We start from the raw sequence: 26626 nt of genomic DNA, 5'->3' as shown, positions 1-26626 counted from the left end.
CCCCGCGAATGGAGGGTGGCGAGCGTTTAATACGGGCGTACTATCGGTTCATGTTCTCGGGGACTCGCAATGGAAAACGGATATTTCAAAACAGTATTGCTGGTAGAGGACGAAGGGCTTACGCGCAGCGCAATGAAGACGCTGATTCTCGCGAATGAGCCGCTGCTCGAAATCGACGAAGCGGACGGCTTCGAGCAGGCGAAGGAAAAGCTATCCGCGGGTTCGTACGATCTGATGTTCCTCGACTACAACCTTCGGGGCAACGCGACCGGCATGGACCTGCTCAACTGGATACGCGAGGAAGAGCGCGAGGTACAGACCATCATGCTTTCGGCACAGGACGACCGCGACACCGTGCTCGAATGCATCAAGCACGGGGCCTGCGGGTTCATTTCCAAGGGCAGCGAGCAGGGCGCGGAGGTTTTTCGTGAAGCGCTCCGTACGATTCTCTCGGGTCGCGTCTATTTGCCCAATACAGTGCTCGGCAAGGGCGGCCACAGCCCGAAACCGGTCGCGACGCATTCGAGCCCGACCGTCGAGTCGCTCGAACTGCCGCCGCGTCTGACTGAAACGCTGCGCTATTTGTTGCAGGGACTGTCGAACAAGGCGATCGCGCGCAAGATGAACATCAGCGAGAACACGGCGAAGGAGTATTCGAGCGACCTGCTCGCGCGCTTTCACGTGACGCGCCGGACGTTCCTGATCGTCGAAATGGCCCGGCGCGGCATCGAGATGCCGGTGAGTCATCCGACGGCGTAGGGTAAGCTACCCGCCGCCGCCACGAGAACTCAGACAGCCTCGTCGGCGAAATCCGGGCAGCGGCCCGAGATCAGCGAAAGGATCTCCTGCCGCAGATCGGCGGGGCTGACCGGCTTGCTCAGCACGTCGTGTGTGCACGCGAGCGGCACGATGGTCGCCTGCGGCTCGCCCGTCACGACGAGCGTCGGACATGGCCGGCCGAGTTTCGCCGTGCAGAGCATCGCCACCTCGCGCGCGGTCTTGAAGTCGCGCAGGCGGTAATCGGTGATGACGAGATCCGGAAAACGCTCCAGCGACTCCAGAATCTCCTCGTACTCCTCGAAGGTCGCCGCCGAATCGTATAACACGCCCCATTGCGACAAGAGCGCCTCCGTCGACGCCCGCACGAGGCCGTCGTCCTCCACCAGGAGCACATACAGCCCGTCGAGATGCCTGATTTCGTCGGCATCGCCTTTTGCCGGCACGCGCGGCGCGGGTTTTTCGGGACTGGCGCCGCAAAGCGGCATTTCCAGCGAGAAGCGCGAGCCGAGCCCCTCGGCCGATTTCAGTTCGATCCGGTGCTCGTCCAGCATCGAAATCACCGCGTTGACGATCGAGAGGCCGAGCCCTAGCCCCTTGTCGCGATCCTGCTCCGGATTGCCGACCTGGAAGAACGGCTGGAAAATCGACTCCCAGTGCGCCGCCGAAATGCCGATGCCGTTGTCGACCACGTCCACGCGCGCGCGCGTCGGCGAGCGGATGACGCCCACGATCACCGTTGGCGTCGCGTCGTCGGTCGTCTTGGCGTACTTGATCGCGTTCGAGATCAGATTCGCGACCGCGCGCCCGAGCCAGTGGGCGTCGCTGCGCACGCAGACGAGACTTTCGCGCGGCAGGCGCAGCCTCAGGTCGACGCCGCGGCTTTGCGCGAACGGACGAAGCTGCGCGGCGGCTTCCTCGATGATGAGCCGCAGGTCGAAGACGTGATAACGCGGCACGACGCGCCCCGATTCCAGCCGCGACAGGTCGAGCACCGCGTTCAGAAGCCGCGCGAGGATCACGGACGAGCGCCCGCATTCGTCGATCAGTCGGCCGGCTTCGCGGAATTCGCCGCGCCGGATCGCTTCCGATGCCGCCTGCAGGAAGAGGTTGAGCGCGTGCATCGGCTGACGCAGGTCGTGGGTCGCGGCCGCGAGGAAGTTCGATTTGTCCCGGCTCGCGGTTTCGGCGGCGAGCATCTGCTGCTCCTTCAGCGCGAGCAGGGCGTTGGTCTTGACCTCCTGATCCTTCTCCGACACCTCCAGTTCGTCGTTCTTGCGCGCCAGTTCGACGTTGGCGTCGCTGAGTTCGCTATTGACCGACGCCAGCTCGCGCTCGGCGGCGTAGCGCTCGCGGGACACCCGCTCCGCGTGCACGCAGACGCCGTGGCCGACGATCGCCATGTTCACCAGATAGAACATCCCCGCGCCGAAATCGGCCGGCAATAGCACGTTGAACGCCGCCTGAATGAAGACGACCCCGCCGAGCGTCAGGATCGCGACGGTCAGCGCGTAGCGCGACTTCAGATAGAAGAACGAAAACTGGAAGAAGAGCGCGAGATAGAGGCCGGGGAAGTGCTGCGAATAGTTGAAGGGCGCCGGCGTGACGACGATCATCACCAGCATCAGGAAAATAAGTCCATAAATACCGGTGAAAATGACGCGCGCCGACATCACATGCAAACGGAACGACGGCCGCAGCACGAGCACGCCGACGCAGCACAGGAGCACGATGCCGAGCATGCGCAGCACGAGCAGGTCGGTGAACACGACGCTCAGGATCTTGCTCTGCCGCGCGACGGTCAGGTCCCAGGTGAGAAACGACGTCCACAGCACGAGCGCGAGCAGCGCCGACGCCCGCCGGAACGCGCAAAACCGCTGGCTGTGTTCTTCGAGGAACTGCGCTTCGAGGGCCGGGTCGGCGAACGGCTTGGGTATCGAAAGATTCTTGACGAGACTCGCGCCCGCTTCTCGCGCGGCGGCGGCATACGACCAGGACCTCGGGATGCCGGCGAACCGGTTCGGGACACGCATGTCGCGCTCGCATAGACAGGAGGGAGGTTAACTACTTTAGGCGACATCTCACCCGCGGCAAGCGCGTTTTTCGGACGAAATCAAGAAAACTTAGGAGTTACCCGAGTTCCACTGCGAAGGTCGGTGGCGGGCGATGAGCGGGCCCAGCCGGAAGGAAGTCGAAAGCGAGCGCTGCGATCGGTTGGGTGGCACCCTCGACACGGGGACGAGGGCTCGGGCCGGTCATACCTTTGTCTTGGCCTTCGTGGTGCGCTTGGCGACCTGCATGTCCTTGGCGCCCTGTGCCTTGCTGGGTGCCTGCTTCGTGCCGGACGCGCTTTTCTTGCGGCTCGACATTTCGGTTTCGGCGGGATGGCTCGCCGGCGCTTTTCTCGGGGATGGCATGTTGACCTCCTTCGCGTGTCGGAATGACACGGTTTAAACATAGGCGCCGCGTTGCCGGGAATCAAGAAAGTGCGTCGTGTCGTGATGTATCGGCGCGACAGTCGGGCTTTGGGTCATCGCACTCGTTTCTGAGAGCGAAGCAATTTCGGCGTCCGTCGCGTTCAGCCGATCAGCTTGATCCCGACTGGCAGCGACTCGCCGAACACGCGTCCTTCGTCGGCGCGGTCGAGTTCGACGGTCTCGCTGACCATCTGAATCCAGCTCTTCGACGCGTTCGCTGCCGTCAAACGCCGCACGACTTCCTCGCGGATATCGTCGGGCAGGTCGCGTGAGCGGTCGCCGGTCATGCGCGCGATCTGCACCGCCGCGAACGCCGCCGGCTCGATCTTCTTCCAGTCGAGCGCGAGGATCGTGTTGAGCCATTCGACCGCTGTCGCGGGCGGCACGACGCCGTGCGCGCTGCCGTAAAACGGCTGCCGCGCGCCGATGCGGCCCACCGCCCACCAGCTCTGCACGTTCTCGGACGGCTTTTTGAGCCGCGTGAGAAGCCACTGCCCGATCTCCGCCTTGCGCTCGGCCGGCACGCGTTCTAGCGATGCCGCGAGCCGCACCATGTCGTCGTAGCCGACTTTCGCCGTGCCCGCCATCTTCTTATAGCGCGAGGTGCCGGGCGGCTGGAGATAGAACGCGATGTCGTCGAGCAACTGCACCTGGGCGTCCGGCGGCAGTCCGCCCGCCGCACGCCGCCAAAGCGTCCACCATTCCGACCAGATCTGGCTTTCGTTTACGTACTGGATGCCCTGGTCGTAGAGCGCCGCGAGCTGCTCGACGCGCCATTCGTCGAGCGGATGGCCGAAGCCCGGCCGGATGCCGTAGCCGACGAGGTTCAGCCATAGCCGTTCGTGATCCGCCGAACGACGGCGCCGGCGCGCCCGTTCGATCAGCGTGCCGTAGAGTTCGCGCAACAGCGCGATGTCCCAGGTATCGCGCGGACCGAGCAGTTGTTCGAGCTGCGCGCGCAGCCGCTTGACCTCCTTCGGCCCGACGTCGTGCGACTTCGCGCCGAAGGTGCGGTCGATCTGCTCGGCGGCCTTCGGCCATGCGGCATGCAGCGCGGCTTCGCCGTCGCCCTGAGCCTCGTTGCCGCGCAGCTGGAAGGCGAGCAGCCAGCGCTGCGACGGATCGTCGGTGGCGATGCAGTGGACGTCGAGCGTGCCGACTTCGGTGAGCGTCGAGCTCAGGTGGACCGGCGTGTCGCGCGGACCGCTCGCGTCCTGCGGCGCGACCACGGTTGCGATCGGCGGCAGGCGCACGAAGTCGCCGCCGGCGGCCGACAGATCGGCGAGCTCGCCCGGCTGGCGGGCCGTATCCGCGACCGACGACACCAGGTGAAAGCGCACCGGCGCCCCGAGCCGCAGCGCAAACGTGCGGTCCGTCAGCGCGATTTCGTGACCTTCTTCCGTGCCGCGCGGCAAGAGGCAGATGCCGCGCTCGCTCTTGCTATCGTCGTCGAGCACGAGGAAGAAGCTGCGCGGCGAGCCGCCGCCGATGCGCGGCGCCTGTCCCGCGCGCGCGAGCGAATACGCGACCGCGCCGCGCGCGACGGCCACATCGGGGTTCGCGTTGTGCAGCACGTTGAGCGGCGCGCCGCGCCACGCGCCGAGCGTGCTCGCGAGGCGTTGCGTCAGCGCTTCTGCGCGGAACACGCCGCCGTTGAGGAGCAGCGTGTCGGGGACCGGCAGCGACGCCTCGGCGTGCGATTCGTCAAGCCCGAGCGCCTGCCGCGATTGCGCGGCGTGCTGCGCGAGAAACGCGGCGATATGGCGCGTGACCGCCGGATCGCTTGCATACGGCAGCCCGAATTCGACGATGCCGCCGCGCGTGCGCCCCGGCCGCTCGCCCGCCGACACGGCCGGAAAGAAGCCATCGACGATGATCCGCTCGACTTCCTCGCGCGACACATGCGCCGAGCGCGATCCGCCGACGAGCTTCGAGCCCGCGCCGAGCAGCGTGATCGACGCGGACTCGGGCGCATCGGCGCCGAGGAGTTGTTCCTTCGCGGCGCGGCTGCGCTCGACGAGCTGCGAGATCTGCGCCGCCGAGAGCCGCGCGCTGCCCGCGCTCAACCGCGCCTCCGCGAGATGCGCGAGCGCGAGATCCATGTTGTCGCCGCCGAGCATCAGATGGTTGCCGACGCCGATACGCGTCAGTTGCGGCTCGCCGTCGTGCATCTCTACCTTGATCAGCGTGAGGTCGGTCGTGCCGCCGCCGACGTCGCAGATCAGCACGAGACGCGTCTTTTCGAGTTCGGAGCCGAGCGTCGCGCGATGGTGAAACAGCCAGTCGTAGAACGCCGCCTGCGGTTCTTCCAGCAGCCGCAGCTTCGGCAGCTTCGCGATGCGCGCCGCCTCGACGGTCAGCGCCCGCGCGCCTTCGTCGAACGAGGCGGGCACGGTCAGCACGACGTCCTGGTCTTCGAGCGGCGCCTTCGGAAAGCGATGGTTCCACGCCGCGCGCACGTGCGCGAGATAGCTCGCGCTCGCGGCCACGGGCGAAACTCGGGCGACGTCGTCGCTTGCGCCCCACGGCAGGATCGGCGCCACGCGGTCCACCGACGCGTGCGACAGCCAGCTTTTCGCGCTCGCGACGAGCCGCCCCGGCACCTGCGCGCCGAGCGTGCGCGCGAGCCGGCCGATCACGACCTGCGTCTCTTCGCGCCCGGCCTGCTGCCACGGCAGATGCAGCGCGTTGGCGTCGAGTTCGCCGCGCGCCGCGTGATAGCGCACCGAAGGCAAAAGCGGCCGCGCGCCGACTTCGCCCAAACCGACGAGTTGCTCGACGTCGAACACGCGGATGTCGGACGAACCGGCTTCCGCATACGCGACGACCGTATTGCTCGTGCCCAGGTCGATGCCGACCGAATAGCGCTTCATCGGGTGCGCGGCGCCTTACGCACCTTGAGCGCCGCCGCGGACGTCGAATTCGACCTTCCAGCGCTCGCTGCTGCCGCGCGGGACGGCTTCGAGTTCGAGCGTGCCGGCCTCGGTGATGCGCGCATGCAGCTTCACCGGCACGATTTCGCCGGGCGTGCGGCCTTCGGTCGGCAGGGTCGCTTCGATTTCGTCGAGTTCCTGAAGTTCGTCCGGCTGCCAGTAGTCGAGCATCGTGCCGACCTGATCCTGACGCCGCACCGACGATCCGAAGAACCGGAAATGCACCGGCTCCCCGACGACGAGGCCGAATTCCAGCGCGGGCAGCGCGGCATCGGTGCCTTCCTCCATGCCGAACGGCGCGACGCACAGCGCCGATACGGGCGGTTCGAGCCCCGGCACGGCGGGCATCGCCGATTCGACCGCGACGTAGTACGCCTGCGCCGTGCCGCCGCGAATGCGCACGCCCTTGCCGCGCCGCACGTAGCCGTAATAAGCCGCGCCGCGCGCGACCGCGAGATCGAGATCGGCGCCTTCGAGCAGACGCGCGGGCGGCGCGCTTTCGTTCGCGAGCCAGCCGTTCAACGTCGACAGGATGCGCTCGACCAGGAGCGGTGACTTGAACACGCCGCCGTTGAAGAGCACGGCGGTCGGGTGCAGGAAGCTCGCGTTTGCGTTTGCGTTGGCGCTGGCCGCGCCGCCGAGTTCCGCGAGCGCGCCGACTTGCCGCGCGAGAAACGCAGCGAGATGACGCGTGACAGCGGCGTCCTGCGCGTACGGCAGTCCGAGTTGCGTCAGGCCGACGCGCGCGCGGCTCACCGGCCGCGCGTTCGCTTCGACTTGCGGGAAGAAGCCGTCGAGGATCGTCTGCGTGAGTTCGGCGCGCGTGAGTTCCGTGCGGATCGAGCCGCCGATCAGCTTCGAGCCACGGCTCGGAACGACGAGCGGCACGGCGTCGGTCGACGGGTCGGAGAGCAGCGTTTCCTTCGCCGACCGGCACGCGTAGGTGAGCGCGCGCAGTTGCCACGGATCGGGCTGCGTGCCTTGCGAAGCGAGCTTCCTCGCGACGACGTGCGCGAGCGCGAGGTCCATGTTGTCGCCGCCGAGCAGGATGTGCTCGCCGACTGCGACGCGATGCAGTTCCAGATTGCCTTCGCGCTCAACGACCGCGATCAGCGAGAAGTCGCTCGTGCCGCCGCCGACATCGACGACGAGGATCACGTCGCCGACGCGCACTTGCTTGCGCCAGACGCCGCCGCTCTTCTGAATCCAGCTATAGAGCGCGGCTTGCGGTTCTTCGAGCAGCGTCATGCGCGCGTAGCCGGCGGCGTCGGCGGCTTCGGCGGTCAGCTCGCGCGCGGCCGGATCGAACGACGCGGGAATCGTGACCGTGACGTCCTGGTCGGCGAACGGCGCGTCCGGATGCGCGTGGTCCCACGCCTCGCGCAGATGCGTCAGGTAGCGCACCGAGGCGTCCAGCGGCGACACGCGTTCGACTTCCTCGGGCGCATCGTTCGGCAGGATGGCCGCGCGTCGGTCGACGCCCGGATGGCACAGCCAGCTTTTCGCGCTGGAGACGAGCCGGATCGGCGTGCCGGCGCCGCGGCTGCGCGCCATTTCGCCGACCGCGAAGCCGCGCTCGGCGGTCCACGGCAGCGAGAGGTCGCCGGGCGCGAGTTCGCTCGGATGCGGCAAATACAGGAACGACGGCAGCAGATCGAGCGGCTCGATGGCGCCCGGTCCGGTCAGTTGCGCGACGGGCAGTACGCCTTCCACAGTCTTGTCGCCGTCGCTCGAAGCGATGTCGACCCAGGAAATCGCACAGTGCGTCGTGCCGAGATCGACGCCGATCGAATAGCGCGGATCGCTCATAGTTCCACCTCGGCGGGCGCGACGACGCGCGCGTCGTGACTATCGGCGAGTTTCGGCAGGCGGACGTCCGCGACCTTCCAGCCGCGGTGGCTGATGCTGCCGTGAAACGGCGGCTTGCCGACGACATTGCCCGTCACGCGGATCGCGGTGGCGTCGAAGCCGTCGGGCAGCGTGACGCGGCTGCCTTCGGCTTCGTCGCGCACCGGGCGGATCGTGAAATGCTCGCGCAGCACGGTGCGGCAGCCTTCGTGCACGAGGCGCGCGGCGGCGCCGATGTCGGCGTCGGTGTAGTTGACGATGTCCTCTTCGACGAAATCGATGAAGCGCGCATCGCGCTGGAGCAGGCCGAGCAACTGGAGCGCGGCGTCGGGGCTCGCTTCCTTGAGCATCACAGGGGCGGGCGCGGCGGCCGGAGCGCGCGCCGGCGCGGGTGCGGCTTCGGGCGCTTCGCGCAGGCGCTTCACGCGGCCGGCGAACTCGGCGTTGCCGAGAATGCTGAAAAACGTGCCGAAGGCTATCGACATCCTGCCGAAAAACGACGGGTTCAAGTCGGTCATGACATGCTCCTGATGGCGTTGCCCGAGGACGACTCTTCCTCAGGCGACGCTGAACTGGTTTGGGCTGCCGGTGGTGCTGGAATGCCGGGCGTCGATGCGCGCCGGGAGCCGGCGCGGGTGTTTTGTCCGACGGTTGCGCAGGCGCGCGCGCTTGCGCGCCTTCACTCGCGGCGTGCCGGTGGTTGCCCTTGCGGCCCGCTGCGGGCGGCGCGGCGAACGCTCCTGCCGGTTATACAGCATCCGCGTTTATTTCGTGACCGGACGCCAAAAACGCGTGCCGGGGCGCCCGGCCGGGCCGGGGCCCACATTCTCGCCAATATGGGGATCAAGTCAAGATGCTTCTGGCTGGCCGACCGGCTTACGCTTTATAGCCGATCTTGCGCAGCAGATCGTGCCGCCACTGGACATCCTCGGCGCCTTCGACGCCGAGCGGCGCGAATCCGTCCACGACGCCCACGATCCCGCGTCCCTGCTCCGTCTGCGCGACGAGCACCTGCGTCGGATTCGCGGTCGCGCAGAAGATGCGGCACACCTCCGGGACCGCTTTCACGGCGTTGAGCACGTTGACGGGGAAGAAGTTGTCGCACAGCACGATGATGAAGCTGTGACCGGCGCCGATCGACATCGCGTTCTTCTCGGCGAGTTGCTGCGCGGCGGCGTCCGTTCCCGACGAGCGCACGAGCCGCTTGCCCGACGCCTCGCAGAACGCGAGCCCGAACCGGATGCCCGGCACCGCGCCGACGAGCGCTTCGTGCAGGTCCTCCACGGTCTTGATGAAATGCGATTGTCCGAGAATGAAGTTGAGGTCTTCGGGCTTGTCGATGTCGACGGTGTGAAGTTCCATGCGTTCCTCCGCTTGGCGGGCGATTCGAGGTCGGGTTCTTCTAGGATGTTTTTACACCGCAACCCGATCGTAATCAACGACGCATGTCGAATCCATCGAGATAGACGCTCGCGTCGCCCTCCCACGCGCGGCCATCGCACAAAACGGCCGCACGCCGTTCGTCCGGCAGCGGCACGTTGGCGAGCAAAGCCGCCTCGCGATACAGCTCGGTCTGGCTGATCGCGGCGGCGAGGGCGGCGTCGTCGGCGGTGACGGCACCCTCGAGCATTCCCCAGCGACGATATTGCGTCACGAACCACAGCCCATCCGACGCACGCGGATAGTTCACCGCGCCGCCATCGAAGAAGCTGACGGCGAGCGCCTTCGGAAAGCGCGCCGGATCGTAGACGCCGGTCAGGCGCGGCTCGATCACATCGCGCGGCACGTTGAGGAGATCGGGCGCGGCCAGGTGCGCCGCGATCTTCGAGCGATGCGCCGCGCTGTCGACCCAGCGGCACGCTTCGAGCAGCGTCGCGACGAGCGCGCGCGACGTGTTCGGATACAGCGCGACGAAATCGCGCCGGCTCGCGAGCGCCTTCTCCGGGTGATCCGGCCAGATGCCGCTCGTGAGTGCGACGGTCCTGCCGACGCCGCGCGCTTCCGCGAGCGCGTGCCACGGTTCGCCGCAGCAGAAGCCGTCGAGTTGACCTTCGGCGAGCGCATCGCCCATGCGCGGCGGCGGGATCACGACGCTTTCGATGTCGCGCAACGGATGCACGCCGTTCGCCGCGAGCCAGTAGTAGAGCCACATCGCATGGGTGCCGGTCGGGAACGTCTGCGCGAGCACGGGCTTCCTGCCGAGCGACGCGAACGCGTCCTTCACGCTGCCGGTCTCGCGACAGGAGTCGGCGAGCGCGGTCGAGAGCGTGATCGCGCCGCCGTTGCGGTTGAGCACCATCAGCACGGCCATGTCGGCCTGCGGTCCGCCGATGCCGAGCTGCACGCCGTACACGAGACCGTAGAGTGCATGCGCGGCGTCGATTTCGCCCGACAGCAGCGTGTCTCGCACGGCGGCCCACGACGGCTGGCGGACGAGTTCGAGCGTGAGGCCGTACTTGCGGCCGAGGTCGAAGAGGCGCGCGGCGGCGAGCGGCGCGGCGTCCGACAGCGCGACGAAGCCGACCCGAACATGGGTTTTCTCGGGTGCACCGAAAGGCATAGAGGTATTCATAGCGTGCGGGTCATCCCAGTAGATCGGCCATCGACACGAGCTGGCGCGCCACTTCCGCGACCTTCATCCCGTGATCCATCGCCCGCTTGCGCAACGCGGCGTACGCCTCCTGCTCGGTCATCTGGCGGCGTTCCATCAGGAGACGTTTCGCGCGGTCGATGACCTTGCGATCGGCGAGTTCGCTTTCCACCTTCTGAAGCCGCTGGCGCAACTGCTCCTCGTGCGCGAAGCGCGCGAGCGCGACTTCGAGAATCGGCGCGAGCCGCTCGGCCGCGAGCCCTTCGACGAGATACGCCGTCACGCCCGCGCCGACCGCCGCGCGAATGAACTGCTGGTCGGCGTCGCTGCTGAACATCAGCACCGGGCGCGGCGCGGCCTTGTTCATCACCGCGAGCTGTTCGAGCGTGTCGCGCGAAGGCGACTCGGTGTCGATGATGACGACATCCGGCCGTTCGCGCTCGACGACCTTCGGCAGCGCGGCGGGCGTCGCGGCCTCGGGCAGCATCTCGTAGCCGAGGCGTGCGAGCGCCTGGCGCAGATCGCCGATCGGCTTGTCCGTGTCGGTGACGAGAAGGACGCGCAACATGGGTCAGACGCGGGGACGATTCATTCGGGGACGGTGCGGGCGGCGTGCCTCGCTTGGGGCGCACGCTTCTGGTTCAAGTATATCGGGGCGTCGGGTCGCGCGTTCCGGCGTTCCGGCGTTGAGTTCGGGCGTGATGGCGGGTCCGCGTCAGGCTGCGTGCGCGAGGCTGTCGCGAGAATCGTAGCGCGGCGCGATGGCGTCGAACGCCTCGGCTTCGCCGATCGCATCGCCGACGAGAATCACCGCCGGGCTGCCGAGCTGCGCCGCTTGCGCTTCTGCAGCAAGGCGTCCGAGCGTCGTGACGAGGCGGCGCTCGTTCGCGCCGCCCGCCCATTGCACGACGGCCGCGGGCGTTCCGGCAGGCAGCGTCGCCATGAGTTTCGCGCAGAGGTTCTCGATGCGGCTCATGCCCATGTAGATGGCGAGCGTCGTGCCGGTGGCGGCGAGCGTTGCCCAGTCCGGTTCGCCGTGGTCTTGCATGTGCGCGGTGATGAACGTCACGCCCTGGCAATGCTCGCGGTGCGTGAGCGAGATGCCGAGGCTCGCGGCCGCAGCGAATCCCGACGAGATGCCGTTGACGATGTCGAACGGAATGTCCGCGCGCTTGAGCGCCGCGAGTTCCTCGCCGGCGCGTCCGAAGAGCAGCGCGTCGCCGCCCTTCACGCGCACGACGTGCAGTCCCTTCGATGCATAGCGCGTCATCAGGCGCTGGATGAATGCCTGCGGCGTCGACCGGCAACCGCCGCGCTTGCCGACGCGAATCACGCGCGCACGCGGCGCGAGCGAGACGATCTCCGGATTGGCGAGATCGTCGAGGAGAACGACGTCCGCAGCGGCGAGCGCCTTCGCGGCCTTGATCGTCAGAAGATCGAGGTCGCCCGGACCCGCGCTCAGAAGCGTGACCTTGCCGGTGGTGAAAGTCGTCGTCATCGTGATGTCCTTTCCCGTTTCGCCGTGCGTGGCGGCGATGGCCTGCCTGAACCAAAACGGCGTCCGCCCGTGTGTCTGCACGAGGGGACGCCGTTGTCCTGAGTCTGCTGCTAGTCGTCCGCCTTTTCGTGCCGCGCACTGAAAGAAGACCTTGAATTCGTGCTCGCCGGCGCCGTTGCCGTGAGCGATCAGCACAATGCAATAAGCAGGCCAGTCGCGTTGATGGCGCCGAAAGCCTTAGCGGACAAGGCGCTTTCGAACGGCATCTGCCGTGCGGTTGCACTGCGCCTGTGCGGCGGGCCTTCGCGCTGCACACGATCGGCGCGGCACGCATTGAACGCGGGAATGAATTGCGTGAGCGTGAGCGTCGCACGCACCGTTCGCAGCGGTCGCGCTCCGCACGGCTACAGTGCTGCGTCGCACCATGCATGTGCCCGCGCGCATCACGATGAATCCGCCCTGGCCGAAGCGCGCCACCGCCGATTTCCCGCAAACCCGCATGAGTACAGGGATTCGGGCTCGATGGCATAGGCCTTGCCTTATGTCTCGCCATCGGGTCAACGGCGATCCGTTGCATCACGCGACATACGCGACCCCACACTACGAGCTTTTGGACAATGGCGTCCCCCGAACAGGTCAACTGCCTGCTTCGCGGGACGCCTTTTCTTTTTCTGGAAAGAAAATGGCAAACAAGGCAACCCGAATCGATCTGTTCAGTCTGCGCACCGCGCCGATGCGCGCCTTCCACCTCACGTGGATGGCGTTCTTCGTGTGCTTCTTCGCGTGGTTCGCCTGCGCGCCGCTGATGCCGCTCATCAAGCGCGAGTTCGGCCTCTCCGTCGACCAGATCGCGAACATCAACATCGCCGCCGTCGCCGTGACGATTCTCGTGCGCCTGATCGTCGGTCCGATGTGCGACCGCTTCGGCCCGCGCAAGGTCTATGCGGGTCTCCTGCTGGCGGGCGCGGTTCCCGTGCTGGGCGCGGCCATCGCGACGGGCTACGAGAGCTTCCTCTGGTGCCGGCTCGCGATCGGCGCGATCGGCGCGAGCTTCGTCATCACGCAGTACCACACGTCGGTGATGTTCGCGCCGAACGTCGTCGGCACCGCGAACGCGACGACCGCCGGCTGGGGCAACGCGGGTGCGGGCGCGGCGCAGGCGCTCGTGCCGATGCTGGTGGCGGCCGCGATCGCGATCGGTGCGGGCGAGCACTCGGCGTGGCGCGTGGCGCTCGTCGTGCCGGGCATCGCGATGCCGATCATGGCCTTCTTCTATTGGCGCTATACGCAGGACTGCCCGCAAGGCAATTTCGCAGACCTGCGCGCGCGCGGCATCGCCATCGACGGCGGCAAGAAGGGCGGCTGGGCGAGCTTTCGCGCGGCGTGCGCCAACTATCGCGTGTGGATGCTGTTCGTGACCTATGCGGCGTGCTTCGGCGTCGAAGTGTTCATCCACAACATCGCGGCGGTGTACTACGTCGATCACTTCCAGCTTTCGCTCGCCTCCGCCGGACTGGCGGCCGGCAGCTTCGGCCTGCTCGCGCTCTTTGCCCGCGCGCTCGGCGGCTGGCTCTCCGACAAGTTCGCCGCGAAGCGCGGCCTCGACGTGCGCTCGACGCTCCTCTTCGTCTTGATCGCCGGCGAAGGCATCGGCCTCTTCTGGTTCGCGCATGCGGGCAACGTGGCGCTCGCCGTCGTCGCGATGCTGGTCTTCGGGCTCTTCACGCACATGGCCTGCGGCGCGACCTACGCGCTCGTGCCGTTCATCGACCGCCGTGCGCTCGGCGGCGTGGCGGGCGTGATCGGCGCGGGCGGCAATGTCGGCGCGGTGGCGGCGGGCTTCCTGATGAAGGGCGTCGGCAACGTGCAACAGACGCTCTCGATGCTCGGCATGCTCGTCGCCGTCTCGGCGATCTGCGCGCTGGCCGTGCGCTTTAGCCCCGAGCACAAGGCACGCGAAGCAGCGCTGCGCGAGCATGCGCTGTCGGTCAACAGCGGCATCGCGAACTAACCCGCCCATCCAAGGATTCCTGTCATGAAAATCATCGTCATCGGCCACGGAATGGTGGGCCACAAGTTCCTCGAATGCCTCGCGGAATCTCCCGTCGAAGGCCTCGACATCACGGTGCTTTGCGAAGAGCCGCGTCCGGCCTACGATCGCGTGCATCTCTCCGAATTCTTCGCGGGCAAGACGGCCGAAGACCTCTCGCTCGTCGCGCCGGGCTTCTTCGAGCGCGAGAACTTCGTGCTCCGGTTGAACGCGAAGGCTGCCTCGATCGATCGCGCCGCGCGTACCGTCACGGTCTCGACCGGCGAGACGCTCGCCTACGACAAGCTCGTGATCGCGACCGGCTCGTATTCGTTCGTGCCGCCGCTCGCGGGCCGCGATCGCGCTGACTGCTTCGTCTATCGCACCATCGAGGATCTCGAAGCGATGCGCGAATGCGGTGCGCGCTCGAAGACGGGCACGGTGATCGGCGGTGGTCTGCTCGGCCTCGAATGCGCGAAGGCGCTGCGCGACCTGGGGCTTGAAACGCATGTGGTCGAATTCGCGCCGCGCCTGATGGCGGTGCAGGTCGACGAAGGCGGTGGCCGCGCGCTCCGGACCAAGATCGAGGAACTGGGCGTGACGGTGCATACCGAGCGCAATACGAAGGAGATCGTCGACGGCGAAACGGGCCGCAACCGCATGCAGTTCGCCGACGGCACGCATCTCGACACGGACATGATCGTGTTCTCGGCGGGCATTCGTCCGCGCGACGAGATTGCGCGTGCGGCGCGACTGGATGTGGGTCCGCGCGGCGGCATCGTGATCGACGACGCATGCCGCACGAGCGACGAGCACATCTACGCGATCGGCGAATGCGCGCTGTGGAAGGGCATGGTGTTCGGCCTCGTCGCGCCGGGCTACGACATGGCGCGCGTCGCCGCGAAGCATCTGCTCGGCGACGCGGCGGAGTTCGGCGGCGCGGACATGAGCACGAAGCTGAAGCTGATGGGCGTCGACGTGGCGAGCATTGGCGATGCGCACGGCAAGACGCCGGGCAGCCGCTCGTATCAGTATCACGACGAGCGCAAGCAGGTGTACAAGAAGCTCGTCGTCTCGGATTGCGGCAAGTTCCTGCTTGGCGGCGTGATGGTCGGCGACGCGACCGAATACGGCACGCTGCTGCAGATGATGCTGAACCGCATCGAACTGCCGGAGGCGCCCGAGTTCCTGATTCTCCCGCAATCGGATGGCAAGGCGAAGCCCGCGCTGGGCGTCGAGGCGCTGCCGGCGGCCGCGCAAATCTGCTCGTGCAACAACGTGACGAAGGCGCAGATTTGCGAAGCGGTGTGCGCGGGGGCGACGAGCATCGGCTCGTTGAAGACGGCCTGCAAGGCGGGGTCGTCGTGCGGCGGCTGCGTGCCGCTCGTCACGCAGGTGATGAAAGCCGAGATGAAGAAGCAGGGCATGAGCGTGAACAACCATGTCTGCGAGCACTTTCCGTATTCGCGGCAGGAGCTGTATCACATCGTGCGCGTCGAGGGCGTGAAGTCCTTCGGCGAACTGCTTGCGAAGCATGGCCGCGGTCATGGCTGCGACATCTGCAAGCCTGCGGTCGCGAACATCCTCGCTTCGTGCTGGAACGAGTTCGTGCTGAAGATGGAGCACGCGAGCCTGCAGGATTCGAACGACTACTACCTCGCCAACATTCAGCGCGACGGCACTTACTCGGTCGTGCCGCGCATGCCGGGCGGCGAAGTGACGCCCGAAGGACTGATCGCGGTCGGGCAAGTGGCGAAGAAGTACGGTCTCTATACGAAGATCACGGGCGGCCAGCGCGTCGATCTCTTCGGCGCACGCGTCGAGCAGTTGCCGTTCATCTGGGAAGAACTCATCGCGGCGGGCTTCGAGTCGGGTCACGCTTATGGCAAGGCGTTGCGCACGGTGAAGTCGTGTGTCGGATCGACGTGGTGCCGTTATGGCGTCGGCGATTCGGTCGGTCTCGCGGTGGAAGTGGAGAATCGCTACAAAGGGCTGCGCGCACCGCACAAGATCAAGTTCGGCGTGTCGGGCTGCACGCGCGAGTGCGCCGAGGCGCAGGGCAAGGACGTCGGCATCATCGCGACGGAGAAGGGCTGGAATCTCTTTGTATGCGGCAATGGCGGCATGAAGCCACGGCACGCTGAACTGCTTGCGTCGGACCTCGATCACGCGACGCTGATTCGCTACATCGACCGCTTCCTGATGTTCTACGTGCGCACGGCGGACCGGCTGCAACGCACGAGCGTGTGGCGCGACAACCTCGAAGGCGGCCTCGATTATCTGATCGACGTGGTCGTGAACGACAAGCTCGGGCTTGGGGCAGACCTCGAAGCCGAGATGGCGCACGTGATCGACACGTATGAATGCGAGTGGAAGAAGGCCGTGACCGATCCCGAGACGCGCAAGCGGTTTCGGCACTTCGTCAATAGCGATCTGGGCGATGCCAACGTGACGTTCGTCGAGGAGCGCGGGCAGATCCGGCCGGCAACGGTCGAGGAAAAGACGAAGACGTTTCCCGTGCCCGTCGTCGCCGTCGAAACGGTTTGACGCAGACGCGTCTTCAACAAAGAGACATTGAAAAGGAAACCCCCGATCATGAACGCCGAACGCCTCGATCAAACCTGGATCCCCGTTTGCGACCTGTCGGACATCGTTCCCGATACCGGCGTCTGCGCCCTCGTCAACGATGTGCAGATCGCCGTCTTCCACGTGGCAAGCAAAGAACCCGCGATCTACGCGATCGACAACTTCGATCCGAACTCGAAAGCCTCCGTGCTCTCGCGCGGCCTGATCGGCAGCCTGGGCGAGCGCATCGTCGTCGCCTCGCCGATCTACAAGCAGCACTTCGACCTGCGCACCGGCGAGTGCCTCGAAGCGCCCGAGCATTCGGTCGCGGCTTACCCGACCCGCGTATCCGGCGGCAAGGTGTGGGTCGCGGCATGAAGATCGAGCACGCAGCGGCGATCGCCAGTTCAGGATCGAGCGCGGGCAGCACGGCGCCGCGGCGTCTGCGGCTCGTCGTGATCGGCAATGGCATGGCGGGCATGCGCACCGTCGAAGAACTGCTCAAGCTCGCGCCGGATCTCTACGACATCACCGTGTTCGGCGCCGAGCCCTACGGCAACTACAACCGCATCCTGCTCTCGCCCGTGCTCGCGGGCGAAAAGCGTGTCGACGACATCATTCTCAACACGCGCGACTGGTACGCGCAAAACGGCATCGAACTGCATGCGGGCGACCCCGTCGTCGGGATCGATCGCGCGCGGCGCATCGTGCGCTCGGAGAAGGGCGTCGAGGCGCACTACGACCGCCTGCTGATCGCAACCGGTTCGAAGCCGTTCATCATTCCCGTGCCGGGACACGAGCTGCCGGGCGTTATCGCGTTTCGCGATATACAGGACGTCGAGACGATGCTCGCCGCCGCGCGCGACCATCGCAACGCGGTGATCATCGGCGGCGGATTGCTCGGGCTCGAAGCGGCGAACGGTCTGCAGCGGCAGGGCATGTCGGTGACGGTGGTGCACGTCTCCGATGCGCTGATGGACCGGCAACTCGACAGAAGCGCAGCGACGCTCCTGCAACGCACGCTCGAAGCGAAGGGCATGCGCTTCGAACTCGCGGCGAACACGACGCAGATCGTCGGCCCGGATCGCGTGAGGGCCGTGCGTTTCGCCGATGGCCGCGAGATTGCCGCCGACCTCGTTGTGATGACGGCGGGCGTCAGGCCCAACGTGGCGCTCGCCAAAGCCTCGGGCCTGCATTGCGAGCGCGCGATCGTCGTCGACGACACGCTGCAGACCTACGATCCGCGCGTCTATGCGGTGGGCGAATGCGTGCAGCATCGCTCGGCGACCTTCGGTCTTGTCGCGCCGATCTGGGATCAGGCGCGCGTTGCGGGCGCGCATCTCGCGGGCGCGGGCCATCGCCGCTATGTGCAGCGCGCGACCGCGACGAAGCTCAAGGTGACGGGCGTCGATCTCTATTCGGCGGGCGAATTCATCGGCGGCGCGGGCACCGAGGACCTCGTGCTGCGCGATCCGCGACGCGGCATCTACAAGCGTCTCGTGCTCGAAAACAGCCGCGTGATCGGCGCTGTTCTTTACGGCGACGTGAAGGACGGCGGCTGGTACTTCGACCTGATCCAGAACCGCACCGACATTTCGACGCTGCGCAGCCAGTTGCTGTTCGGCAAGACGCTTTGCGAGGCCCAGCCCGCGTGAACCGGAATACACCGTGAGCTTTCCTGTCATCCCCATCGCATCGGCTTCAGCTCGCGCGAGCGCGAGTGCGAATGCGAGTGTGAGTGTGAGTACCACGTGCCCCTACTGCGGCGTCGGCTGCGGCGTGCGTGCGACTCCGCGCGAAGAGAGTCAGCCCGACATCGCGGGAGACGAAGCGCATCCGTCCAACTTCGGGCGACTGTGCGTGAAGGGCTCGGCGCTCGGCGAAACCGTGGGGCTCGAAGGACGGCTCCTCGCGCCCAAGCTGCGCGATGCGCGTGACGGCGCATTGCAGGCGACGTCGTGGGACGACGCGCTCGGCACGGTCGCGAACACGTTCAAGCGGATCATCGAACAGCATGGCCCCGATGCGGTCGCGCTTTACGTGTCGGGCCAGTTGCTGACCGAGGACTACTACGTCGCGAACAAGCTGATGAAGGGCTACATCGGCAGCGCGAACATCGATACGAACTCGCGGCTTTGCATGTCGTCGTCGGTGGCGGGGCACAAGCGCGCGTTCGGCGAAGACATCGTGCCGGTCAACTACGAGGACCTTGAACTCGCGGACCTCGTCGTGCTGGTCGGTTCGAACACGGCGTGGTGTCATCCGATTCTTTTTCAGCGCGTCGTGAAGATGAAGGAGAAGCGTCCGGAGCTTACGATCGTCGTGATCGATCCGCGTTATACCGCGACCTGCGAAATGGCGGACCTGCATCTGCCGTTGAAAGCGGGCACCGACGTCGATCTGTTCAACGGCCTACTCGCGTTCCTGTCGGAGCACGACACCACCGACGCGGCCTTCGTCGATGCGCACACGTCCGGCTTCGACGCGGCGCTCGCGGCGACCGACGGCTTCGACCTCGCCAAGACCGCGAGGGCCTGCAAGATCGACGCGCACGATCTGCTGGCGTTCTATCGCCTGTTCGCACGCACCGAACGCGTGGTGACGGTGTATTCGCAGGGCGTGAATCAATCGACGGCGGGCACCGACAAGGTCAACAGCATCATCAACTGCCATCTCGTGACGGGACGTATTGGCAAGCCGGGCATGGGGCCGTTTTCGTTCACCGGACAACCCAACGCGATGGGCGGCCGTGAAGTGGGCGGTCTTGCAAACACGCTCGCCGCGCATCTGGAACTCGATCAGCCCGCGCATCGCGAGCTCGTCCAGACGTTCTGGGATTCACCGGCCATCGCCGAGCGTCCCGGGCTCAAGGCGGTCGATCTGTTCAACGCGATGGAGGCGGGCCGCGTCAAGGCTGTCTGGATCATGGGGACGAACCCGGTGGTGAGCCTGCCCGATGGCGAGCAGGCGAAGCGGGCGCTCGCGAAGTGCGAACTCGTGGTGAGTTCCGACATCATCGAGGACACCGATACCAACGCGTTCGCGCACGTGCTGCTGCCCGCGCTCGGCTGGGGCGAGAAGGACGGCACGGTCACGAACTCGGAGCGCCGCATCTCGCGCCAGCGCGCGTTTCTGCCGGCCCCCGGCGAGGCGCGCGCGGACTGGCGGATCATCTGCGATGTCGCGCGCCGCATGGGCCATGCTGGCTTCGATTTCGACAGCGTGCACGAGATCTTCGACGAGCACGCGCGTCTCAGCGCGCATCGCAACGACGGCGAAGGACTGCCGCGTGCGTTCAACCTGCGCGGACTGACGGGCATGGACCGCGAACGCTACGACGCGCTCGCGCCGATCCAGTGGCCGGTGCTTAGGCACGGCGACGCAGGCACGCCGCGTCTCTTCGAAGACAAGCGCTATCGTCATGCCGATGGCCGCGCACGCTTCATCGCGACGCCGCCGCGTGCGCCGGCCAACGCTGTCGACGACGACTATCCGCTTGTGCTCAACACGGGCCGTGTGCGCGACCAGTGGCACACGATGACACGCTCGGGCAAGTCGGCGAAACTCGCGGGCCACATCGGCGAGGCGTTCATCGACATGCATCCGCAAGACGCGCTTGCATGCGGCGTGCGCGAAGGCGAACTCGCGCGCGTATCGAGCCGCTGGGGGTCGATGGTGGCGCGCGTGCAGCACGGTGGCGGCATGTCGCGCGGCAGCGTGTTCGTGCCGATCCACTGGAACGATCAGGTTGCGTCGGACGCGCGCATCGGCGCCGTCGCGAACCCCGCTGTCGATCCGGTTTCAGGCGAGCCGGAGTTCAAGCACACGCCGGTTGCGGTGGAGAAATTCCATGTGTCGTGGCACGGCTTCGCGTTGAGTCGCACGGCCCCGCTACTCGATGACGTCACTTACTGGACGCGCATTCAGGGCACGCAGTTCGTGCGCCATGAGATCGCGGGACGGCGCCACTTCGAAGGCAGCGACGATCATCGCGAATGGGCACGCGCCGCGCTTCGCGTCGACGATCCGCACGCTGACTGGCTCGAATACGAGGATCGTTCCGCAGGCGTGTATCGCGCGGTGCATGTGGTGGACGACCGCATCGAAGGCTGTGTGTTCCTCTCCGAACGCCCGGACCTGCCAGCGCGTGCGTGGCTGTCGGGGCTCTTTGCAAAAGAGAAGCTTGACGACGAGGACCGGATCGGCTTGCTGCTCGGACAGCCCATCGGCAAGGGCGTCGACACCGGGCCGACGGTGTGCTCGTGCTTCGGCGTCGGGCGCAACACGATCTGCACCGCGATTCGCGAGAAAGGACTCAAGACCGCGGCCGAGGTCACATCGTGTCTCAAGGCTGGCGGGAATTGCGGATCATGTGTGCCGGAGCTGAAGAAGCTGATCGTCGAAACGGAGATAGCCCGTCTGAGCACGGTCTGATTCGATTTCCCTTGCCGTCGCCCGGACGAATGCGCCGGGCGTTTTCGTTTCTCTGCCGCAAGAAAGCGGTCGACAGAACCCCACCGCGTCAGCGAAAACCCTTGTTTTCAGCGCCTTTTCGTCTCTTCGTGCACCACGAATGAGCGCTCCCGAACGCATCCTTACTCGAAGCAATCAGATGTGAGGATTAGTGTTGGATGCCTAACGCATGACGCGGGCCGTCTTCCGTACAGTCACCCAAAACGTAGGAACAACGCGAAAACAACGAACCTACTTAGAAGCATCGGCACCAGATGCTACGGGGACAGTGATGAAGAACACACAAAACAACAAGCGCACCGCAGGCTTCGCCGCCATGCACGCTCATAGCGCATCGATCGTCGATGCAAGGCTTCGCCTCGCTGCTTACGCCATCTTTCCAGACCCTCACATAGCATTCGCGCGTCCCTGACGCGCCGCACGTTTCTCGGCTGTGCCGCGTCGCGCGGGGCATCGTTCAAGACAACGAACGATTCCGGTCGATGGCGCCCGCACGCCCCGACGTGATCCAACGAATTCTGCTGTACCTGCTACATATCGGCGTCGATGTAGCTGGATAACCGTGCGCCATCAAACCAAGGAGACACACCATGAAACGCAATCTGATCGTCGCAGCCGTTCTCTCTCTCGCCTCCGTCGCTGCATTTGCAACGGGCACGAGCTCCAGCTCAAGCTCGACCTCGGGCGGCTCTACCGCTGCCGGCGTGGTCGGCTTCGGCCACTTCAGCGCGACCGACGCAGGCGCCGCCAACGGCCACGCCACGGCAACTGCTGGTTCGGGCTACCTGAACACGGGCAACACCACCAACGCCACGACCGGCCACATCAACACGACGTCGGCGGGCGGCGTGGGCTTCGGCGGCGCGAAAGCGGGCGGCACCTCGGGCGCCGACGCCGCTGCGAATGCATGGAGCAAGCTGGGCGGCGGCTGGCGCTAAGCCGCGAGGCGGTTGGGATTTAAGTCAATAAGAGACAGATAATTTTTATCTAATAAGGAATGCAAATCATGAAACGCACGCTGATCGCTGCTGCACTGTTCTCGCTCTTCTCGGTCGCGGCCGTCGCCGGCACGACCACGCATTCGACCTCGACGTCTTCGTCGGGCGGCGAGACCTCGGCGGCCGTGAGGGGCTTCGGTTCGTTCACCGCAAGCGACTACGGCATGTCGAACGCGAACGCGCAAGCCGTGTCGGGCAACGGTTTCGGCGTGACCGGCAACGGCACCAACGCCACGACGAGCCACATCAATACGTCGAACGCGGGCGGCTTCGGTCACGGCACGTCGTCGGCGACGGGCGGATCGGGCGCGGACGCCGCAGCCAACGCATGGAGCTCGCTCGGACGCGGCTGGCGCTAAAGCGCGGCTTCGCTTCGCTGCCGGAACGAGGCGGCAGACGGTGCGCCGATGCAACGGCCGCCGCTGCGCCTCGCCGCTGAACCTGTACGCAGAACCATAACAATTCCAAGCCGTATCGAGGGATCGCACGAGCGTGACGTTCCCCTTCATTTCCGGAGAACTACAATGAACAAGACCACATTGCATATCGCATGCGCTGTTCTGTTTTGCGTCGGCCATGCCGCCCACGCGGACACGACCGCCAATTCGACATCGGGCTCCACCTCGGGCTCGTCGTCGGTCGGCGTCGGGCAGGGCGGGGGATCGAGCCTGAACAACATCGGGACGTCCGCGACGTCGTCGGCTACCACCAATTCCAATTCGTCGTCGATCGGCGGCATCGGCAGCGCCAACGCATCGGGCGGCCGCTCGAGCGCGACCGGCGGCACGTCGAACGTGAACATCTCGCTCACCATGCCTTCGCTCACCGCATCCAACAGCACGACCAGCAGCACGTCGAACGTCGCGGCGACGACGGGCGTAAACGGCTCGGGCACGACGGGCACAGCAGGCACGACGGGCGGCACGGATGCCACGAGCAAGGCCGCGACGACGCCCGGGTCGAGCCCGTACGACACGCGCGCCACCGTCGACTACAACCAGAGCTCGTACTCGGTGCGCACGACGCCGGCGATCGCCGCGCCGTCGCTTACGACGACGCTCTCGGACACCTGCATGGGATCGGCGAGCTTCGGCATCTCCGTGACGGGCTTCGGCGCGACCGGCGGCACGACGATGGTCGATCAGGCCTGCGTGCGACGCCTCGATGCGCGTGAGTTCCGAGCGATGGGTCTCACCGACGTGGCACTCGCGCTCCTGTGCCAGAGCGATGCGAACCGCCGCGCCGTCGAAGCGACAGGCCACTTGTGCCCGGGCACGACCACGCCGCTCGCGAAGTCGGGCGAAGGCGCGGTGCTTTCGGACGACGAGAAGTATCGCGACCCGCTGATCCGCGCGCGCCTCGGCCTGCCGATGACGGCGGCCAACGAGCCTGCGGTCTCGATGAAGACGCAGGCCGCGCCTGACGCCAAGAAGGCGACGCCGATCGACAGCGGCAAGATCGAAGTGTCGCTCGTCAAGTAACACGCCGATGTGCAATCAAAGGTGCAATGGCAACTTGCGCCGTGGAGAAAGGATAGCGGGTGGCGCCTTCTCCCATTTAGGGTTGGCCGTTGTTGATGGACCGGAAAGGCCAACCCTTGTTTTCCATTCGAGGCACCGTATGAAGAGTCGTCTGATGCTCATGCTGCTTTCGACGCTCGCAGCGGCAAGTGTGAGCGCGCAGACCGTATCCACGGGCGCGGTCACGTCGGCGACGTGGGCGGCGAATCCGGCGGGCGCGCAGCCGATGCCCAACGCGCCCCCGCTCACGCTGCTGTCGTTCAGCGGCGCTGTTCCATTGCGAACCGCCGAGGGCGGCAAGTGCCTGCTCGTCGCGCGCCGTGGCACGCAGATCGTCGCGGTCGAGTTGTCGCCGGTCGTGAACGGACCGGCCATTGTCGGATGGACGCCGCGCCAGATCGACATGAACACGCTCACGTCGAAGTGGGGCTATCACGCGTCGCAAGGGAATGCCGCAACGAACGCGTTCGGCAATCCCGTCACACGGACGATGGGCGCTGCGGCATCGGCACCGAACGTCTCATCGTGGAACGCGAACGTCGATGCGCATCGCAAGGACGCGACGCAAACGCAATCGGTTCAGAGCGTCATAGTCAACGGAAAGACCTATCGCCAGTACGGTCAATTCAAGGACGCATCGGCGAAGAACGCCTCTGACGAATACCTTTGCGAATGAGTCATCGAGAGCCGCGCAAGCGGCTTATCCGACCGAACGATGGCGCATGCCAGCACCCGTGTTTGCGTTCGTCGAAGTTGCTTGCGAGGGCGATGCGGGCGGCGGTCCCGAGGGCCGCGCTTCGGCGCCGAAGCGCGCCACCGAGAACGCGAACGTGTTGATGCCGTGCGCGCTCGTGGCGGAAACCGTGCCGCGATGCATCTCCGCGACGGCCTTCACGATCGCAAGACCCAGCCCATGATTTTCGCGGCTGTTGGTCCGCGAACTCTCCGCGCGATAGAAGCGGTCGAAGAGGTGATCGAGCATCGACGGCTCGATCGGTTCGCCCGGATTCGCCACGGCGATGCTGATGCGTCCGGGTTCGCGCGCGATCGACACCGAAATGGCCGCGCCCGGTGCGCAATACTGGATGGCGTTCATCACGAGGTTGCTGAGCGCTCGCCCGAATAGCGACGTATTGATGCATGCGCGCGCATCGCCCTTCAACGCGGCGCGCACCTGTGCTTCTTCCAGCGGAATCTCAAGGAATTCGAGCGTGCGCATGACCTCTGCGGCGAGCGATACCTCGACGAGTCCCGTGGCCCGCTCGCCCTGATCCGCGCGCGCGAGAAACAGCATGTCGTTGATGATGGCGCGCACGCGCTCGAACTCTTCCAGATTCGATTGCAGCGTATGGCGCAATTCGGCGATGGAGCGGTCGCGCGTCAAGGCGACTTCGGTTTGCCCGATGAGGATCGTGACCGGCGTGCGCAATTCGTGCGCGACGTCGGCGTTGAAGGATTCGAGCCTCGCGTAGGCGCTGTCGAGGCGTTCGAGCGCGCCGTTGAATGACTTCGCGAGGTCTTCCAGTTCGTGAGGCAGCGAGCGGGCGTTCAGGCGCTGCGAGCGGTTGTTGGGCCGCACGTTCGACGCGTCTTTCGTAAGCCGCGTGAGCGGCGCGAGTCCGATCTTCGCGACGGAGTAACTGAGCAGCAGCACGGTGATGGTGCCGAGCGCGGTCAGCGCGGTGAGGGCGAAGCCGAACACGCGCATCGTGCGCACGTTCGGCGAGCAGTCGATGGCGACCTGAAGCTGCAACGGCGGCCGCACGCCGTTGGCGGGTATCGTGACCGCCGTGGTGAGCATGTCGTAGGCGCGGCCGTTCGGACGAAGCCGCACGTAGCCGCCCGGAATCTGCTTGCGGACGCTGCCCGTGAGCGGCGTGCCGTAGGTGAAGCGCGGGTCCTGGCTCGATGCGGCGAAGAGCGTGGAGCTGTCGCGCGGCGTGATGTCGGCGAGCTTTTCCTTCGCCATCTTCCACTTCTCGGGCGTCGACGCATGCAGCACGATCAGGCGTGCGATCTCGGCGCGCGTGTCGAGCGACTCGCGCAGATGATTCTCCAGTTGCGAACGCAACACGAGAAAGAGGCCGGTGCCGACCAGCGTGAACACGAAGAGCGCCACGACCGCGAACATCGCGGCAAGGCGCCGGGAGATCGAGCGTTTCATGATGGCCTCGGGTCCTCGCGCGCTTCGCGCATCTCGCGCGCCTCGCGCACTTCCAGCACATAGCCCATGCCGCGCACGGTATGCAGCAGCTTCGTGCGGAACGGGCCGTCGAGTTTCGCGCGCAACCGCTTGATCGCCGTTTCCACGACGTTCGTATGGCTTTCGAAGTCGACTTCCCATACGAGTTCGGTGATCGCCGTCTTCGAGAGGATGTCTCCGTGACGGCGCGCGAGCACCGAGAGCAACTGGAATTCCTTTGCAGTGAGATCGAGCCTGACGCCGTCGCGGGTCGCGCGGCGGCCGATCAGGTCCACATACAGGTCGCCGACGGAAATGAGCGTGGATTCCTGCGCGCGCGTGCGTCGGGCGAGCGCGTGTAGGCGCTCGACCAGTTCGAGAAAGGAGAAGGGCTTCGTGAGATAGTCGTCGGCGCCTTCGCGCAGTCCGCGCACGCGGTCGTTGATGTGGTCGCGCGCGGTCAGCATGATGACGGGCGTGGACTTCTGCGTGCGCAGCGCCTTGAGCACCGCGAAGCCGTCGCGCTTGGGGAGCATGACATCGAGCACGATCACGTCGTAATCGTATTCGGTGGCGAGATGCGTGCCTTCCTCGCCGTCTAGCGCGATATCGACGACCCAGCCTTGCTCGGTCAGGCCCGAGCGCAAGTAATCCACTACCTTGTGTTCGTCTTCCACGATCAGGACTTTCATGCCGGCCTCTTTGTGTGCGTGCGCATCTGCGTTGTATCGACGAC

The 26626-nt window shown here is 66.0% G+C and carries 21 protein-coding genes; 10 read left to right on the top strand and 11 right to left on the bottom strand.

The features are described from left to right. The first annotated feature begins 69 nt into the window (after nt 1-69). Complete coding sequence (locus AWB66_RS08920; RefSeq protein WP_087629918.1) at nt 70-759, top strand: response regulator; 690 nt, start codon at nt 70-72, stop codon at nt 757-759. A 29-nt stretch (nt 760-788) separates the two neighbouring features. On the opposite strand, the gene AWB66_RS08915 is transcribed toward AWB66_RS08920, so the two are convergent. From AWB66_RS08915 to cobA, 9 genes are all read right to left on the bottom strand, one after another. Next, nucleotides 789-2810, bottom strand: coding sequence for an ATP-binding response regulator (locus tag AWB66_RS08915; protein ID WP_087629917.1), 2022 nt, complete (start codon nt 2808-2810; stop codon nt 789-791). Between the two features lie 222 nt (nt 2811-3032). Further along, complete coding sequence (locus tag AWB66_RS33650) at nt 3033-3194, bottom strand: hypothetical protein (RefSeq protein ID WP_159462895.1); 162 nt, start codon at nt 3192-3194, stop codon at nt 3033-3035. Between the two features lie 161 nt (nt 3195-3355). Further along, nucleotides 3356-6127, bottom strand: coding sequence for an Hsp70 family protein (locus AWB66_RS08905; protein ID WP_087629915.1), 2772 nt, complete (start codon nt 6125-6127; stop codon nt 3356-3358). Between the two features lie 15 nt (nt 6128-6142). Beyond that, nucleotides 6143-7996 carry an Hsp70 family protein gene (locus AWB66_RS08900; RefSeq protein WP_087629914.1) on the bottom strand — a complete coding sequence of 618 codons (1854 nt, stop codon included), beginning with the start codon at nt 7994-7996 and terminating at the stop codon, nt 6143-6145. Further along, nucleotides 7993-8553 (bottom strand): DUF2760 domain-containing protein, encoded by a 561-nt coding sequence (locus AWB66_RS08895; RefSeq protein WP_087629913.1) that lies wholly within the window; start codon nt 8551-8553, stop codon nt 7993-7995. Before AWB66_RS08895 ends, AWB66_RS08900 begins: the two co-directional genes overlap by 4 nt. A 358-nt stretch (nt 8554-8911) precedes the next feature. Beyond that, nucleotides 8912-9397: an adenosine-specific kinase gene (locus AWB66_RS08890; protein ID WP_087629912.1), complete on the bottom strand. Its 486-nt coding sequence runs from the start codon at nt 9395-9397 to the stop codon at nt 8912-8914. Nucleotides 9398-9470: 73 nt separating this feature from the next. After that, a complete protein-coding gene (locus AWB66_RS08885) occupies nt 9471-10595 on the bottom strand; it encodes a CmpA/NrtA family ABC transporter substrate-binding protein (protein WP_235021046.1) in 1125 nt (374 codons plus the stop codon). A gap of 22 nt (nt 10596-10617) precedes the next feature. Beyond that, nucleotides 10618-11193 carry an ANTAR domain-containing response regulator gene (locus tag AWB66_RS08880; RefSeq protein ID WP_087629910.1) on the bottom strand — a complete coding sequence of 192 codons (576 nt, stop codon included), beginning with the start codon at nt 11191-11193 and terminating at the stop codon, nt 10618-10620. A gap of 147 nt (nt 11194-11340) precedes the next feature. Continuing rightward, entirely contained in the window at nt 11341-12123 is a 783-nt protein-coding gene (cobA, locus tag AWB66_RS08875; RefSeq protein WP_087630015.1) for a uroporphyrinogen-III C-methyltransferase, read from the bottom strand. A 682-nt stretch (nt 12124-12805) separates the two neighbouring features. Between cobA and AWB66_RS08865 the strand changes: the two genes are divergently transcribed. From AWB66_RS08865 to AWB66_RS08825, 9 genes are all read left to right on the top strand, one after another. Continuing rightward, a complete protein-coding gene (locus AWB66_RS08865; RefSeq protein WP_087629908.1) occupies nt 12806-14134 on the top strand; it encodes an MFS transporter in 1329 nt (442 codons plus the stop codon). Nucleotides 14135-14158: 24 nt separating this feature from the next. Then, nucleotides 14159-16699 (top strand): nitrite reductase large subunit NirB, encoded by a 2541-nt coding sequence (gene nirB, locus AWB66_RS08860; protein ID WP_087629907.1) that lies wholly within the window; start codon nt 14159-14161, stop codon nt 16697-16699. A gap of 48 nt (nt 16700-16747) precedes the next feature. Beyond that, nucleotides 16748-17095, top strand: a complete 348-nt coding sequence (gene nirD / locus AWB66_RS08855; RefSeq protein ID WP_087629906.1) for a nitrite reductase small subunit NirD — start codon at nt 16748-16750, stop codon at nt 17093-17095. Continuing rightward, nucleotides 17092-18372, top strand: a complete 1281-nt coding sequence (locus tag AWB66_RS08850; RefSeq protein WP_087630014.1) for an NAD(P)/FAD-dependent oxidoreductase — start codon at nt 17092-17094, stop codon at nt 18370-18372. Before nirD ends, AWB66_RS08850 begins: the two co-directional genes overlap by 4 nt. Before the next feature lie 79 nt (nt 18373-18451). Beyond that, the gene (locus AWB66_RS08845) at nt 18452-21151 is read left to right on the top strand and encodes a nitrate reductase (RefSeq protein WP_235021045.1); all 2700 of its coding nucleotides are present in this window, start codon (nt 18452-18454) and stop codon (nt 21149-21151) included. 629 nt (nt 21152-21780) lie between these two features. Continuing rightward, the gene (locus tag AWB66_RS08840; protein ID WP_087629905.1) at nt 21781-22128 is read left to right on the top strand and encodes a hypothetical protein; all 348 of its coding nucleotides are present in this window, start codon (nt 21781-21783) and stop codon (nt 22126-22128) included. Between the two features lie 68 nt (nt 22129-22196). Beyond that, nucleotides 22197-22547: a hypothetical protein gene (locus tag AWB66_RS08835; RefSeq protein WP_200818952.1), complete on the top strand. Its 351-nt coding sequence runs from the start codon at nt 22197-22199 to the stop codon at nt 22545-22547. Between the two features lie 165 nt (nt 22548-22712). After that, complete coding sequence (locus AWB66_RS08830; RefSeq protein WP_087629903.1) at nt 22713-23669, top strand: hypothetical protein; 957 nt, start codon at nt 22713-22715, stop codon at nt 23667-23669. A 139-nt stretch (nt 23670-23808) separates the two neighbouring features. After that, entirely contained in the window at nt 23809-24384 is a 576-nt protein-coding gene (locus AWB66_RS08825) for a hypothetical protein (protein ID WP_087629902.1), read from the top strand. A gap of 24 nt (nt 24385-24408) precedes the next feature. On the opposite strand, the gene AWB66_RS08820 is transcribed toward AWB66_RS08825, so the two are convergent. Beyond that, entirely contained in the window at nt 24409-25872 is a 1464-nt protein-coding gene (locus AWB66_RS08820) for a heavy metal sensor histidine kinase (RefSeq protein WP_087629901.1), read from the bottom strand. Next, nucleotides 25869-26582 carry a heavy metal response regulator transcription factor gene (locus AWB66_RS08815; RefSeq protein WP_062637091.1) on the bottom strand — a complete coding sequence of 238 codons (714 nt, stop codon included), beginning with the start codon at nt 26580-26582 and terminating at the stop codon, nt 25869-25871. The genes AWB66_RS08820 and AWB66_RS08815 overlap by 4 nt, the downstream gene beginning before the upstream one ends. Nucleotides 26583-26626: the final 44 nt, after the last annotated feature.

This window comes from Caballeronia telluris (genome assembly GCF_001544495.1).
GTDB classification, from domain to species: Bacteria; Pseudomonadota; Gammaproteobacteria; order Burkholderiales; family Burkholderiaceae; genus Caballeronia; species Caballeronia telluris.
The sequence above is the reverse complement of the archived record's forward strand: the minus strand, read 5'-3'. Positions and strand labels throughout refer to the sequence as shown.